Raw genomic sequence first — 16,127 nt, 5'->3', positions numbered from 1 at the left:
AAAACACATAATTTGTAATTAGAGGTATGATATATATTCAATTATTCTATACGTTTTTCAAAATAGGATTGTTTGGCTTTGGAGGAGGTTATGCAATGCTTTCAATGATTCAGGGAGAAGTAGTAACCCGCTATGAATGGTTAAGTTCGCAAGAATTTACAGACATTGTCGCTATTAGCCAAATGACTCCCGGACCAATCGGAATCAATGCAGCTACCTATGTAGGTTTTACTGCCACTGGTAGCATCTGGGGATCTATTATTGCAACATTTGCTGTAATACTTCCGTCCTTTATCCTCATGCTGACAATTAGTAAATTCTTCTTAAAATACCAGAAGCATCCGGTAGTAGAATCAATCTTCAATGGTTTGCGTCCGGCGGTAGTCGGACTATTAGCTTCGGCAGCTTTGGTGTTGATGAATACAGAAAATTTTGGATCACCAACCCAAGATACCTACTCATTTATCATCAGCATCATTATCTTTTTGGTTACTTTCGTTGGAACTCGAAAGTATAAAGCTAATCCTATTTTAATGATTATTGCTTGCGGGATAGCCGGATTATTGCTTTACTAAATAAAAATAAAGAATGAAGAATAACTATGCAATGATTGCGCAGCTAATTCTTCATTCTTCATTCTTTATTTTTAGCCTTTTATCTCCTTACAGCTTTACTTTTTTGCTAACAGATTTTGACTCGTTATGCAAACGGTCTAAAGCTGTCACTACATAACGATATTTCGTTTTCCCATCATCGTATGGAAGTTTATAAAAAGGATGGCGGGTAATTGCTACAATATGTGAAGGATCTTCAATATCTACTTTTTCTTTCGATCCAAAACGATAAACTACATATTGAACTGCTTTATCCATCTCTGTATCTGCTTTCGGTGCTGTCCAAAAAAGCATATAACCATCTTCAGTCCATACTTTTTTCACTTTACGAACTTTACCGGGAGATTTGTTATCCATAAAATCAAATACTGGAATCAAAGCCGGATATTTATGATATTCCTGTACCAAAGCGTCCCGATATTGACCTGTGTTTTCAACCAATGCAGCTGCATACCATTGGCAACTTCCTCCAATAGTTTGGTAGGCACGTTGTAATGCCATCTTTCGCGGAAGCTGATTGATAGAAGGATTTTGAGGATCAGCATTCTGCACTGTATTCATGATAGACTGACCTATAAATAACGGACGGTTCTCTGAGTGTTTTGCCCACCATTTGACCAATGTCTCATAATCGGCAGCCTTATGACCTATTTCCCAATAAATTTGTGGAATGTTATAATCAATCCATCCTTCGCGTGCCCACAACAGAACATCTGCGTACAAATCATCATAATTTTGCAATCCATTTGTGTTACTGCCCAAAGGATCGGACTTTTGATTACGGTAAATACCAAATGGACTCACACCAAATTTCACCCATGGTTTTATTCCACGCACTGTCTCATGAATCTTCTTAATCAACATATTGACATTACTTCTCCGCCAATCAGCCTTATTACTAAAACCGCCACCGTAACGGGCAAAACTTGCATCATCCGGAAAATCAAGCCCTTTGGCTGGATAAGGATAGAAATAATCATCCATGTGGATAGCATCTACATCATAACGAGATACGATATCAGTGATAATCTTGCAAATATACTCACGACTTTCAGGCAATGCCGGATCAAAAAACAATTGGTCACCATAAGTAACAAACCATTCAGGATGCTCATTATAGATATGTGTAGGAGCAAGCTGATTCTTCAATGAAGTCTTTGTACGATAAGGATTAATCCAAGCATGAAACTCCATATTACGCTTATGACATTCCTCAATCATAAACTGCATCGGATCCCACATCGGAGACGGCATCTGTCCTTGAGTACCTGTCAGGAACCGACTCCACGGCTCATATTGGGAAGCATACAAAGCATCGGCCTCGGGACGTACCTGAAAGATAATCGCATTGATACCCGCTCCCTGAAGAGAATTCAACTGGCTAATCAATGTCTGTTTCAATGTCTCTGTAGGAATACCACGAAACTGCCCGTTTACAGCTTGTATCCATGCAGCACGAAACTCTCGTTTGGGATATTTATTTCCCGAAGGTACTTGTGCCCCTACTTCTACAGCCAGAAGAAGAGCCAAAAGGAAAAGATAATTTTTCAGATTCATAATGTTCTTAAATCATAATAATGTGACGCAAAGATAATACAAACTCTCGATAAATTCGTTAACTTTGCCGACTACCATAAAAAAGGAGTATTTTATGCCAGAAAACAAATATATCTCAATCAAGGGAGCACGGGTTAATAATCTTAAAAACATCGATGTAGATATACCCCGTAACAAACTTGTCGTCATTACAGGGTTATCAGGTTCAGGCAAATCATCGCTTGCTTTTGATACCCTCTACGCAGAAGGACAACGCCGATACGTAGAAAGTCTCAGCAGTTATGCACGCCAGTTTCTGGGACGAATGAGTAAACCTGAATGTGATTTTATCAAAGGAATTCCTCCTGCCATTGCCATTGAACAGAAAGTAAACAGTCGAAATCCACGTTCTACTGTAGGCACTTCTACTGAGATCTATGAATATTTACGCTTGCTTTATGCCCGTGTCGGAAAGACTTATAGCCCTATCAGCGGTCAGGAGGTGAAGAAGCATTCTACTGAAGATATTGTCAATTGCATGTTATCCTATCCCGAAGGAACCAGATACACCGTATTGACTCCTATAAGACTTCGCGAAAACCGTACTTTACAGCAGCAGCTGGAGATAGACCTGAAACAAGGTTTCAACAGAGTAGAAGTAAACGGTGAGATGAAACGTATTGATGAGTATAACTTTACAAAAGGGGATGACGTTTATCTCTTGGTAGACCGTATGGCTGTAGCTAGCAGCAAAGATGCTATCAGCCGACTAACAGATTCTGCAGAAACTGCAATGTATGAAGGCGATGGTACTTGTATTCTACGTTTCTACCTTTCAGATGGATCAACACAACTACATACTTTTAGTTCCAAATTCGAAGCAGATGGCATTACTTTCGAGGAACCTAATGACCAGATGTTTTCTTTCAACTCTCCAATGGGAGCTTGTCCGGTATGTGAAGGATTTGGTAAAGTGATCGGTATCGATGAACATTTGGTTGTTCCTGATCGCTCTTTATCCGTCTACGAAGGTGCTATCGTTTGTTGGCGGGGTGAGAAGATGGGAGAATGGAAAGAAGAACTAATTCACAATGCGGATAAATTTGATTTCCCGATTTTCACTCCTTATTATGAACTGACAGACGAACAACGGAGAATTCTTTGGGAAGGGAATCAATATTTTCACGGTATCAATGATTTCTTCAAGATGCTGGAGGAGAGTCAATATAAGATACAATACCGTGTTATGCTGGCTCGTTATCGGGGTAAAACACTCTGCCCGAAATGTCATGGTACACGTCTGAAACCGGAAGCCGGGTATGTACGGGTAAATGGAAGAAACATTTCCGAATTAGTAGATTTACCAATTACGGATTTAAAACAGTTCTTCGATCATTTGCAACTGAATGAACACGATAGCAATGTAGCACGTCGTATCCTGATAGAAATCAATAGTCGTATTCGCTTTTTAATGGATGTAGGATTAGAATATCTGACGTTAAACCGACTTAGTAATTCACTATCCGGAGGTGAAAGCCAACGTATAAACCTGGCAACCTCATTGGGAAGCAGCCTTGTCGGCAGTCTTTATATTCTTGATGAACCAAGTATCGGGCTACATAGCCGCGACACAGATCGTCTGATTCATGTATTGCGCCAGCTGCAACAATTAGGAAATACCGTTGTTGTGGTAGAACACGATGAGGAAATTATTCGTGCTGCCGATTACATTATCGACATTGGTCCTAATGCCGGACGCTTAGGGGGAGAGGTTGTATATCAAGGCGATATGAAAGACTTAAAAAAAGGCAGCAATAGTTACACTGTCCGCTATCTTTTAGGAGAAGAAGAAATCCCTGTTCCCAAGCATCGCCGTCCATGGAATAATTATATCGAGCTAAAAGGAGCACGTGAAAATAATCTGAAAGGAGTGAATGTACGCTTTCCCCTCAATGTAATGACAGTCGTTACAGGTGTTTCGGGCTCAGGAAAGAGTACATTAGTACGTGACATCTTCTATCGTGCATTAAAACGTGAACTCGATGAATGCAGTGATCGTCCCGGAGAATTTTCTTCTATCGGAGGCAGTATACAGGATTTACGAAATATTGAATTTGTAGACCAGAATCCAATAGGTAAATCATCGCGTTCAAATCCGGTTACCTACATCAAGGCATACGATGAGATTCGTAAGCTATGGGCAGATCAACCTTTAGCGAAACAAATGGGATATACCGCCGGATTCTTTAGCTTCAACAGTGAAGGGGGACGTTGTGAGGAATGTAAGGGTGAAGGAACTATTACCGTAGAGATGCAATTTATGGCAGACTTGGTATTAGAGTGTGAATCTTGTCATGGGAAGCGATTCAAATCTGATACATTAGAAGTTAAGTTTCAGAATAAGAACATCTATGATGTATTGGAAATGACAGTCAATCAGGCTATTGAGTTCTTTACCGAACATGGACAAAAAAAGATCGTGAAAAAACTCCTCCCTTTACAAGATGTAGGTCTAGGATATATAAAACTAGGACAATCCTCTTCAACTTTATCTGGTGGTGAAAACCAACGTGTGAAATTAGCATTCTATTTAAGCCAGGAAAAAGCAGATCCGACTCTGTTTATATTTGACGAACCTACTACCGGATTACATTTCCACGACATCCGCAAACTATTGGATGCTTTCGATGCACTGATCCGTCGCGGACATAGTATTGTAATCATTGAGCACAATATGGATGTTATCAAATGTGCGGATTATGTTATTGATTTGGGACCGGAAGGTGGAGATAAAGGAGGAAATATTGTAGCAGTAGGTACTCCTGAAGAAGTTGCCGCATGCGGTGCAAGCTATACGGGACAGTTTTTGAAAGAAAAGATAAATGAATAAAGAACTAAAAATGAGAAAAATCACTATGCAACATAATAACATAGTGATTTTTTCATACTTAGTTTCTTATTTTTTAGTTCTTCATTCAAAGATAGAATCCAAATCCTACCTTAACTCCAAAGCGAGACATGTCTCCGTCGTTAAAACGCCATTTGTAATAAACGGCAGGTTCAATCGTTACCGTACGGGAAAGAAAAAAAGCATAACCAGCTTCTATCCCTAGTCCCCAATCGGTCTGATGGTTTCCACCACTCCAACGAAAACGGTTCCAATCAAGTCCGCCACCTAGATAAACACCGGTTTTATTGAAATAGAATCGCATTCCTGTACCCATTGTATATTCATCCACAGGTTTCGACCAATCGGCACCGAGATTCACCATCAATGCGATACCGTCGACAAGAAATGTACCGGCTTGTGCACTAATTCCAAATTTTGCCTTATCATTTTTACTGTACGAAAAATCCAATCCGGAAACAGAAGGATTAATAATCGTAGTTCCTTTTTCAAACTGTGCCTGTGCAACCATTGAAACGGCCAATAGGCAAATAGCTAAAGCTAATTTCTTCATGAATTTACTTTTTTGAGTGAATAGATTGTTCGTCTTTATTTCGGCGTTCGCGCATCTGTTCTTTTTTGCGAAGCACTAGCCAAAGAAATAATACAATGACATAAGACACTGCTACTGTAAGCCACTTTTCTGTATTACTAACTTCCGTATTACGAGGCAACAGATATGCAGCCGTTACTGATACATAAATAAGGAATGCTATTGCAACCTTTGTTGATTTTCTTATTTTCTTCATTCTGATAATTTTCCTGTCTTTTGTCGCCCCAGCCATACAAAGAACCAACCAATAGCAACCACTACACAACTAATGCCGATATAGTAAGAAAGCATATGCGAAAGTCCTAAACCTTCGGGCGCAATACATATATAAGTAGAACAAACACAAGTCATAAACAAAGCAGGTATCAACGTTATCCAATAAGGCTTTTTTGAAACCGCTAGATAAACCGTTATTGCCCATAACGTAAATACAGCCAGTGTTTGATTAGCCCAGGCAAAATAACGCCATATCCTATTAAATCCATTTGCATCTTGTAAACTATATAAAAGTAACCCAATAGCTACAGCAAACATCGGAATACATATATACAAACGACGGCGCATACTCTTTTGTTCCAATCCCAGAAAATCAGCCACAATCAAACGAGCGGAACGGAAGGCTGTATCTCCCGAAGTTATGGGGGCCGCAATTACTCCTAAAATAGCCAGCACACCTCCAATAGTCCCCAACCATCCTTTAGTAATAGAGTCTACTATCACAGAAGCATTACTTTCCTCCATCCCATTCTCATGAAAGAAATAAGTAGCGGCGGCGGCCCAAATTAAAGCTACAATACCTTCGGTTATCATTGCTCCATAAAATACCGGACGTCCATGATGCTCTGATGTCATACAACGTGCCATCAACGGGCTTTGTGTAGCATGAAAGCCGGAAATTGCACCACAAGCAATACTGACAAACATGATAGGAAAGATAGGAAGTTTATCTGCTTCAGGATTGGTATTCTGCAATCCGTCCCAAAGTTCCGGCAACACAGGATGATAAACATAGAGCATCACCAAGATGCCAACAGCCATAAAAAGTAAAGCAATCGCAAAGATCGGATAGATTTTACCAATAATCTTATCGACTGGAAGCAACGTTGCTAAAATATAATAAATAAAGACTACTATGATCCAAAACGTAGCATCCAGACTCTCAGGTGTCAGTTTGGCTAATAATCCAGCCGGACCTGCTACAAAGACGGCACCTACTAAAATCATTAAAAGAACTGTAAATCCTCTCATAATCTGTTTGGTAGTTAGCCCCAAATAACGACCTATTATCTCAGGAAGACTTTCGCCACCATAACGTAAAGACAACATTCCTGCAAAATAGTCATGAACTGCACCTGCAAATATACTCCCCAGTACAATCCATAAATAGGAAGATATTCCAAATTTAGCTCCCATAATAGCACCGAAGATCGGACCTAATCCAGCAATATTAAGGAATTGGATCATGAATATTTTCCAAGTGGGTAATGGAATATAATCCACCCCATCGGCTTTAGTAAGAGCCGGAGTTTTACGGTCATCCGGGCCAAAAATACGTTCCATCAGACGCCCGTATGTGAAATAGCCCACTATCAGTGCTAGCAGGCAAAGAGTAAATGTAATCATGGCGTGTTATTTTAACTGTCGCAAATGTAACATAATCTCACGAAATCACACAACAATACCGACACTTTTACTAACTTTGCAGGGAATTTAGACAAAAAATAAGGAATATGCACCGATTTATTTTCATTCTTTTACTTTTGTTTCCCTTCATTTTCACCATGGCGCAACCTAAATTTGAAGTTCGTGCCGCTTGGCTTACAGCTGTATATGGCTTGGATTGGCCTCGCACAAAGGCTACGAATCCACAGACGATTCGTCAGCAGAAGGAAGAATTGGTAGATATTCTTGATAAACTGAAAACAGCCAACTTTAACACGGTTCTATTCCAAACACGTACGCGTGGTGATGTTTTATATCCTTCAGCCATCGAACCTTTCAATTCCATACTGACTGGAAAAGTTGGAGGAAATCCCGGATACGATCCTTTAGCTTTTGCGATCGAAGAATGCCACAAGCGAGGTATGGAATGTCATGCTTGGATGGTATCAATCCCTTTAGGTAATAAAAAACATGTTGCTTCTCTTGGCAATCAATCTGTAACTAAAAAAACAAAAGATATCTGTGTCCCTTACAAAAACGAATATTTTTTAAATCCAGGTCATCCGGGAACTAAAGAGTATTTAATGAAATTGGTACGTGAAGTAGTAGGAAAATATGACGTGGACGGTGTCCATTTCGACTATCTGCGCTACCCGGAAAATGCTCCTCTTTTCCCGGATAGATATGACTTTAAACGATATAACCAAGGCCGTACGTTAGAACAGTGGCGAAGGGACAATATATCTGAAATCGTAAGATATATATATAAAGGGGTTAAAGCAATGAAACCTTGGGTAAAGGTCAGCACCTGTCCTGTCGGCAAGTACCGAGATACATCACGCTACTCTTCACGAGGATGGAATGCTTTTTATACTGTCTATCAGGATCCGCAAGGCTGGCTCGGAGAAGGAATTCAGGATCAGATATATCCAATGATGTATTTTCAGGGTAACAGTTTCTATCCTTTTGCTCTCGACTGGCAAGAACAAAGTAACGGACGACAAATTATTCCGGGACTTGGCATTTATTTCCTTCATCCCGACGAAGGGAATTGGACCCGCGATGAAGTAGATCGTCAGATCAATTTCATACGTAGGCAGAAGATGGCGGGAGAAGGACATTACAGAGTAAAGTATCTGATGGACAACACGCAAGGAATATATGATGAACTCATTGATAATTTCTATGCTTATCCAGCTTTACAACCACCCATGCCTTGGCTGGATAATGTTCCTCCATCCGCTCCTTCAGATCTGAAAATCACTACCATCGATTACGGATATACAGAACTGAACTGGAAAGAAGCTACAGACAATGATCAACGAAATAAACCGATGTATATAATTTATGCTTCAAATGAATTCCCGGTAGATATTAATAACCCTAAAAATATTGTATCTCAAAATGTTCGTGAAACGAGTTATATTTATGCCCCCATCCTGCCTTGGAATGCAAAAAAGTATTTCGCTATCACTGCAATCGACCGATATGGGAACGAAAGTAAGGCTGTGCAAGGAAGTGAATAAGACTTTCGTCATCGTCATATTTTAGCATATTTCCCTATAATTCAAGCACATACATTGCGTCATCTTTTTGAAGGAGATGAATGACGTACAGACACAGACGCTTACCTCAAGCGAAAACAGTCAGAAAGAAGTTCCTTCATATTATCTCACTGATATATAGAAATATATCACAAAACATGACGAACCGTCTATCTGTTTTCAAATAAACAAATTCACCGTTTTTTTCCTGAAAACTTGTACTTGAGTTGTCCAAATGATGTAATAGACTTAACTGAATGAAGTATATCTCTGACAGAACTGTCCTATAGAAGTTGTATACTTGTTGTACTAGACTCAACTAAGTGATATACTTGAAATAAAAAGATCGTAATGTTTAAAATAAACACCTTTATAGTTTGAAAAAAAGATCGAATAGTTTGAATACAAACTTCTCATAGATTAAACCATTCCATTCCATGATAATAAGTTAATCTATGTATCCACAGGCGACAAACGCCATAAAAAATCACGTCGGCTCACTCCAAACCGGAAACCTTACCAATAACTTCTATCCAAGCACGATACCGGCTTCGAGACGTCACAGGTACCAAAGGCAAATAACCGTCACATACACGCCCATTTTCTATACGTAAAGGAAAAGCAGCAATCATTCGCTCATGCTCCTTCAGAGCTATCCCTACCTCAGGATAATATGCAATTTGAAATATACCACCTGCTTTGGAAGATAAATAACGGTCCGTCAAAAAACGTGCTATCACTCCCATATTCATCCTCAAATTAATTTCTACACATGGATGAATCCGATAAACAGGATATTTATCCGGGAAATGACAAATCATCATATCTACTCCAAGATAACCACAATACAGATGACCAAACAGATTTGTCAATTCCTTTTCCAGACAATTCCGTAACAGAAGTAACTCTTCCAATGGCACATAACCTGATAATTTACAAAGAATACTTTCATCCGAAAGGAGTTCATTGCCCGTATACATACCACTCCCACCCGTATGGAAAACAGAATATCCGGCAAATCTGACTTTCCCTTTTCCATCAGAATGGAATTCCATAGCAAAGTCAATTACCTTATTATATATAGGTTCTCCAATCACTCCCCCTTGTAAAGCAGCCACACGAGTACACCATCCTGAAATAAAAGAAGTAAATATTCCTTTACACCAATTTAATCCTTTTCCGCTTCCGGAAAGTGGTGCTTTCAACAAACAAGCTGTCCGACTTTCAACAAAAGCCTTCCATTCAGCCGGTGTTTTAAAATAAAATGATTCACCACAAAAATACTCATCCAACTGTAACTTTGGAAGTAAATCCACAGCATGAGAACGATGTGAATAATCTCTCAAAGAAACTAAATACTCCTCAGAAGGCAATTGTGACCTATCTATTCCCAACGACAACAAACGCTTTCGTAAAGCTGGGTCCCACCCCCATGGAAAGAACTTCCATTCCGTCTCATCAGCAACTTCCGGCTCTGTTATTAATTGTGCCATATCTCCCAAAAGAGCTTGAATTTCCTTCAAAAAGTTCATATTATAAGCCGAAGGAGCCAGTATTTTTGCCTCCTTTTCAGCATACCAAACAGGGAGCAAAGCCAAATCAGCTGCCATCTGGCGAGCAGAAGCCGGTGCCATATAATTCTTTTCACTACTTGCCATTGCCAAATCGTGTTCGGGATTAAAGATATAAAGTGACTTTCTCTCCATTTTAAATGTGATTAAAACATTATTCTGCAAATATATACAGGAAATAATCAGGAAGTCTCACAATATAGAGAAACTTATGCTCTAAAGCATATTTTTGCTATCTCTACTTTGCAAAGACTAAAAAAAGCAGTATATTTGCCATCCGAAAACCAAAGAACAGAAATGGAATCATTCTATCGCACACACGCTTACCTTGTCGAACACACAAATGCTCCTGTTCGCCGCGATCTTATGGATGAGATCGACTGGAGTGACCGTTTGATTGGTATTAAAGGGACACGTGGCGTAGGAAAAACCACTTTCCTCCTCCAATACGCCAAAGAGAAATTCGGAACCGACCGTTCTTGTTTGTTCATCAATATGAACAACTTTTATTTCTCGGGACATAGTCTTGTTGACTTTGCCTATGAGTTTCAAAAACGAGGAGGTAAAGTGTTACTGATCGACCAAGTGTTTAAACATACCGAATGGAGTAAAGAGTTACGTATGTGCTATGACCGATTTCCGAACCTGAAAATTGTGTTTACCGGTTCTTCCGTCATGCGCTTGAAAGAAGAAAATCTTGAGCTATGCGATATTGTTAAGAGCTATAATCTACGTGGTTTTTCTTTCCGCGAATACCTAAATCTGCAAACAGGTATGAAATTCCGTTCCTATAGCCTTGAAGAAATTCTCAACAGCCACGAGCAAATAGCCAAAGGGGTACTTTCTAAAGTCCGTCCGTTGGATTATCTTCAGGATTACATTCATCATGGTTTCTACCCGTTCTTCCTTGAAAAGCGTAATTTCTCGGAGAATTTATTGAAGACAATGAACATGATGGTGGAAGTAGATATTTTGCTTATCAAACAAATTGAACTGAAATATCTCTCAAAGATAAAAAAATTACTATATTTGTTGGCTGTCGATGGTCCAAAAGCACCCAATGTCAGTCAATTGGCCAGCGATATACAGACTTCCCGTGCGACGGTAATGAATTATATTAAGTATTTGGCAGATGCACGCCTCATCAATCTAGTTTATCCTAAGGGAGAAGAGTTCCCAAAGAAACCATCAAAGATTATGATGCACAACTCTAACTTGATGTATTCTATTTATCCGGTTAAAGTGGAGGAACAAGATGTACTCGATACCTTTTTCGTTAATACTTTATGGAAAGATCATAAAGTGTACAAAGGGGATAAAAATACTTCATTTTTAGTAGATGAAGTAATGCCGTTCAAGATTTGTCTTGAAGGTACAAGAGTAAAAAACAATCCAGAGGTGATTTATGCTCTGCATAAGGCAGAAATAGGTCGTGGAAATCAGATACCTCTCTGGATGTTTGGATTCTTATACTAATACAAAAAGTACGATTATGAATTACAAGAAGTTAGATGAATTGAACAAACTACGCCAGTCCGGTGCACTGACTGAAGAAGAATTTAAGACTGAGAAACAGAAGTTATTCGCTGAAGATGAAACTATAAATTCCTGTCCTAGCCAAGAGATTCCAATGGGATTGCAAGAAAGCTCTTATCTGGCTTTAATGAATTTTCTAATCCTTGTTCCTTACGTTGGATGGATCATTCCTATCGTACTATGGGCAATGGGTAAGAATTCTTCGGAACAAATCAACAAACAAGGAAAATATATCCTAAACTGGTATATCACTTGGTTTATCTTTGGAATAATATTTGTAATAGCATTTGTTGCCAGTCTTCCCGCTGCAATTGCAAGCGGAGCACTTTCAAACGCACTCGGACTTTTCGGAAGTATATTCTGGCTTTTGCCTGTTAGTGCTATTATTTGTATTTTATGCTTGATTTTTCCTGTTATCGGAGGAATCAAAGGACTGAACGGACAAGCATGGAAATACCCGCTTTCCATTCCATTTTTGAAATAATTTATTTACTTAAATATTTAATTTTGTTATGACTAAACAAAAGAAATTCATCACTTGTGATGGTAACCAAGCTGCAGCACATATCTCATATATGTTTTCTGAAGTAGCAGCTATCTACCCCATCACTCCTTCTTCGACTATGGCTGAGTACGTAGACGAATGGGCTGCCGCAGGACGTAAGAACATCTTCGGCGAAACAGTATTGGTACAGGAAATGCAATCAGAAGCCGGTGCAGCGGGTGCTGTTCACGGTTCATTACAAGCTGGTGCATTGACCACTACTTATACTGCTTCTCAAGGTCTTCTCCTGATGATACCTAACATGTATAAAATTGCTGGTGAATTCTTGCCTTGCGTATTCCACGTATCTGCACGTACATTGGCTTCTCATGCTCTGTGTATCTTCGGTGACCACCAAGACGTTATGTCTACTCGCCAAACAGGTTTTGCTATGTTGGCAGAAGGTTCCGTACAGGAAGTTATGGACTTAGCCGGTGTAGCTCACTTAGCTACTATTAAAACTCGTGTACCATTTGTGAACTTCTTCGACGGATTCCGTACTTCTCACGAAATTCAGAAGATCGAAATGTTGGAAAATGAAGATCTTGCTCCGCTAATTGACCAAGAAGCATTAGCTGAATTCCGCGCCCGCGCACTCAATCCAATGAATCCGGTTGCTCGTGGTATGGCTGAAAATCCTGACCATTTCTTCCAACATCGTGAATCATGCAACAGCTTCTATGAAACAGTTCCGGCTGCCGTAGAAGAATATATGAATGAAATTTATAAGATCACAGGCCGCAAATATGGTTTGTTCGATTACTACGGTGCAGAAGATGCAGAACGCGTAATTATCGCAATGGGTTCTGTAACAGAAGCTGCTCGCGAGGCTATCGACCACTTGGTAGAAAATGGCGAAAAAGTTGGTATGGTTGCTGTACACTTGTATCGTCCGTTCTCTGCTAAACACTTCTTGGCTGCTGTGCCTAAGACTGTTAAGAGTATTGCAGTACTTGACCGTACAAAAGAACCGGGTGCTAACGGTGAACCTCTATATCTTGACGTTAAAGACTGCTTCTACGGTGCAGAAAATGCTCCGGTAATTGTTGGCGGTCGTTATGGTCTGGGCTCAAAAGATACTACTCCTGCTCAGATTATCGCAGTATTTAAGAATCTGGCTATGCCGATGCCAAAGAATCACTTCACCATTGGTATTGTAGACGACGTTACCTTCACATCTCTTCCACAGGAAGAAGAAATCGCCTTAGGTGGTAAAGGTATGTTCGAAGCTAAATTCTATGGTTTGGGTGCTGACGGTACTGTAGGTGCTAACAAGAACTCTGTCAAGATTATCGGTGACAACACTGACAAACACTGCCAAGCTTACTTCTCTTACGATTCTAAGAAATCAGGTGGTTTCACTTGTTCTCACTTACGTTTCGGTGATACTCCAATCCGTTCTACATATTTGGTAAACACACCGAACTTCGTTGCTTGCCACGTACAGGCTTATTTGCACATGTACGATGTAACCCGTGGTTTGCGTAAGAATGGTTCTTTCTTGCTGAATACAATCTGGAAAGACGATGAACTCGCTAAGAACTTGCCTAATAAGGTAAAGAAGTATTTCGCTAAGAACAACATATCCGTATATTACATCAACGCAACTCAAATTGCACAGGAAATTGGTTTAGGTAACCGTACCAACACCATTCTTCAATCAGCATTCTTCCGTATCACAGGTGTAATTCCTGTAGAACAAGCCGTTGAGCAGATGAAGAAATTCATCGTTAAGTCTTACGGTAAGAAAGGTGAAGATGTTGTTAATAAAAACTATGCTGCTGTTGATCGTGGAGGTGAATACCAACAACTGACTATTGATCCGGCTTGGGCTAACCTGCCAGACGATGCAAAAGTTGAAAACAATGATCCGGCATTCATCAATGAAGTTGTTCGTCCTATCAACGCACAAGACGGTGATTTGTTGCCAGTATCTGCATTCAAAGGAATTGAAGATGGTACTTGGGTACAAGGAACTTCCCAATATGAGAAACGTGGTGTTGCAGCTTTCGTTCCTGAATGGAACGCAGAAAACTGTATCCAATGTAACAAATGTGCTTATGTTTGTCCTCACGCTTCTATCCGTCCGTTCGTACTCGATGCAGAAGAGCAAAAGGGTGCTAACTTCACTCAACTGAAAGCCGTAGGTAAAGCATTTGATGGTATGACATTCCGCATTCAGGTAGACGTTCTCGACTGTCTGGGTTGTGGTAACTGTGCTGATATCTGTCCGGGTAATCCGAAGAAGGGTGGCAAAGCATTGACTATGAAACATCTTGAAAGCCAATTAGCTGAAGCATCTAACTGGGAATACTGCGTTAAAGAAGTGAAGAGCAAACAACACTTAGTTGATATCAAGGCTAACGTGAAGAACTCTCAATTCGCTACTCCATTGTTTGAGTTCTCCGGTGCTTGTTCCGGTTGCGGTGAAACTCCGTATGTAAAACTGATTTCTCAGTTATTCGGTGATCGCGAAATGGTTGCTAATGCTACCGGATGTTCTTCTATTTACTCTGGTTCTGTTCCTTCTACTCCGTATACTAAGAACGAAAAAGGCCACGGTCCTGCTTGGGCTAACTCATTGTTCGAGGATTTCTGCGAATTCGGTTTGGGTATGGAATTGGCTAACGAAAAGATGCGTGCTCGTATCGTGAAGTTATTCAATAACATTTTGGCATCTGATAATGCTCCTGCTGAAGTCAAAGAAGTTCTGAAATCATGGATTGAAAACATGAACGATGCAGACAAGACAAAAGAACTTGCGCCTCAGATTGAAGCTATTATTGAACAAGGCATTGCTGCTGGTTGTCCAAATAGCAAAGAACTGAAAGGTCTGACTCAATATCTTGTTAAACGCAGCCAATGGATCATCGGTGGTGACGGTGCTTCTTACGATATCGGTTACGGTGGCCTTGACCATGTAATTGCTTCCGGCAAGGATGTTAATATCCTCGTTTTGGATACTGAAGTTTACTCTAACACAGGTGGTCAGTCTTCTAAAGCTACTCCAGTAGGTGCTATCGCTAAGTTTGCTGCTGCTGGTAAACGCGTACGTAAGAAAGACCTTGGTTTAATGGCTACTACTTATGGTTATGTTTACGTTGCTCAGATCGCTATGGGTGCTGACCAAGCTCAGACTCTGAAAGCTATCCGTGAGGCTGAAGCATATCCTGGACCATCCTTGATCATCGCTTACGCTCCATGTATCAATCACGGTTTGAAAGCAGGTATGGGTAAGAGCCAGGAAGAAGAAGAAAAGGCTGTTGCATGTGGATACTGGCACTTGTGGCGCTATAACCCAGCTTTGGAAGCTGAAGGAAAGAATCCGTTCCAACTGGATAGCAAAGAACCAAATTGGGCTGAATTCCAACCGTTCTTGAAGAATGAAGTTCGTTACTCTTCAGTAATGAAGCAGTATCCTACTGAAGCTGCTGAATTATTCCAAGCTGCTGAAGACAATGCTAAGTGGCGTTATAATAGCTACAAGCGTCTAGCTAAAAGCAACTGGGGTGCAGACATTGAATAATAAGTAATCATCCTTTATATTAAAAGGTAGAAATCTTGAAACTGATTTCTACCTTTTTTTGTTTGTATCTTATGAAATGACTGTCCTCAAACAA

The 16,127-nt window shown here is 40.1% G+C and carries 11 protein-coding genes; 6 read left to right on the top strand and 5 right to left on the bottom strand.

Annotation, left to right across the window (positions count from 1 at the left end; all coding sequences use genetic code 11):
* The first annotated feature begins 26 nt into the window (after positions 1-26).
* Positions 27-575: a chromate transporter gene (locus tag CZ225_RS06825; RefSeq protein ID WP_077153492.1), complete on the top strand. Its 549-nt coding sequence runs from the start codon at positions 27-29 to the stop codon at positions 573-575.
* Positions 576-662: 87 nt separating this feature from the next.
* Here CZ225_RS06825 and CZ225_RS06820 read toward each other — a convergent pair whose 3' ends face one another.
* Positions 663-2,171: a glycoside hydrolase family 10-like protein gene (locus CZ225_RS06820; protein ID WP_077153491.1), complete on the bottom strand. Its 1,509-nt coding sequence runs from the start codon at positions 2,169-2,171 to the stop codon at positions 663-665.
* A 94-nt stretch (positions 2,172-2,265) separates the two neighbouring features.
* On the opposite strand from CZ225_RS06820, the gene uvrA reads away from it, so the two are divergent.
* Entirely contained in the window at positions 2,266-5,040 is a 2,775-nt protein-coding gene (gene uvrA / locus CZ225_RS06815) for an excinuclease ABC subunit UvrA (protein WP_077153490.1), read from the top strand.
* 85 nt (positions 5,041-5,125) lie between these two features.
* On the opposite strand, the gene CZ225_RS06810 is transcribed toward uvrA, so the two are convergent.
* The 3 genes from CZ225_RS06810 to CZ225_RS06800 are packed head-to-tail and all read right to left on the bottom strand — an operon-like array spanning position 5,126 to position 7,273.
* Positions 5,126-5,611, bottom strand: coding sequence for an outer membrane beta-barrel protein (locus CZ225_RS06810; protein WP_077153489.1), 486 nt, complete (start codon positions 5,609-5,611; stop codon positions 5,126-5,128).
* Positions 5,612-5,615: 4 nt separating this feature from the next.
* Positions 5,616-5,846, bottom strand: coding sequence for a hypothetical protein (locus CZ225_RS06805; protein ID WP_077153488.1), 231 nt, complete (start codon positions 5,844-5,846; stop codon positions 5,616-5,618).
* Positions 5,843-7,273: a carbon starvation CstA family protein gene (locus CZ225_RS06800; protein ID WP_077153487.1), complete on the bottom strand. Its 1,431-nt coding sequence runs from the start codon at positions 7,271-7,273 to the stop codon at positions 5,843-5,845. The genes CZ225_RS06805 and CZ225_RS06800 overlap by 4 nt, the downstream gene beginning before the upstream one ends.
* A 107-nt stretch (positions 7,274-7,380) precedes the next feature.
* On the opposite strand from CZ225_RS06800, the gene CZ225_RS06795 reads away from it, so the two are divergent.
* Entirely contained in the window at positions 7,381-8,838 is a 1,458-nt protein-coding gene (locus CZ225_RS06795; RefSeq protein WP_077153486.1) for a glycoside hydrolase family 10-like protein, read from the top strand.
* Positions 8,839-9,353: 515 nt separating this feature from the next.
* On the opposite strand, the gene CZ225_RS06790 is transcribed toward CZ225_RS06795, so the two are convergent.
* The gene (locus CZ225_RS06790) at positions 9,354-10,562 is read right to left on the bottom strand and encodes a hypothetical protein (protein ID WP_077153485.1); all 1,209 of its coding nucleotides are present in this window, start codon (positions 10,560-10,562) and stop codon (positions 9,354-9,356) included.
* A gap of 162 nt (positions 10,563-10,724) precedes the next feature.
* Here CZ225_RS06790 and CZ225_RS06785 point away from each other — a divergent pair, with 162 nt between their 5' ends.
* The 3 genes from CZ225_RS06785 to nifJ are packed head-to-tail and all read left to right on the top strand — an operon-like array spanning position 10,725 to position 16,033.
* Positions 10,725-11,903, top strand: a complete 1,179-nt coding sequence (locus CZ225_RS06785; protein WP_077153484.1) for an ATP-binding protein — start codon at positions 10,725-10,727, stop codon at positions 11,901-11,903.
* A 16-nt stretch (positions 11,904-11,919) separates the two neighbouring features.
* Positions 11,920-12,447, top strand: coding sequence for a magnetosome magnetite crystal formation protein family (locus CZ225_RS06780; RefSeq protein WP_077155731.1), 528 nt, complete (start codon positions 11,920-11,922; stop codon positions 12,445-12,447).
* Positions 12,448-12,475: 28 nt separating this feature from the next.
* A complete protein-coding gene (gene nifJ, locus CZ225_RS06775) occupies positions 12,476-16,033 on the top strand; it encodes a pyruvate:ferredoxin (flavodoxin) oxidoreductase (protein WP_077153483.1) in 3,558 nt (1,185 codons plus the stop codon).
* The last annotated feature ends 94 nt before the right edge of the window (positions 16,034-16,127 follow it).

The sequence above is a fragment of the Bacteroides bouchesdurhonensis genome (assembly GCF_900155865.1).
Lineage (GTDB): Bacteria > Bacteroidota > Bacteroidia > Bacteroidales > Bacteroidaceae > Bacteroides > Bacteroides bouchesdurhonensis.
Note: the sequence above shows the minus strand (reverse complement) of the source record. Positions and strands in the feature narration are given on the sequence as shown.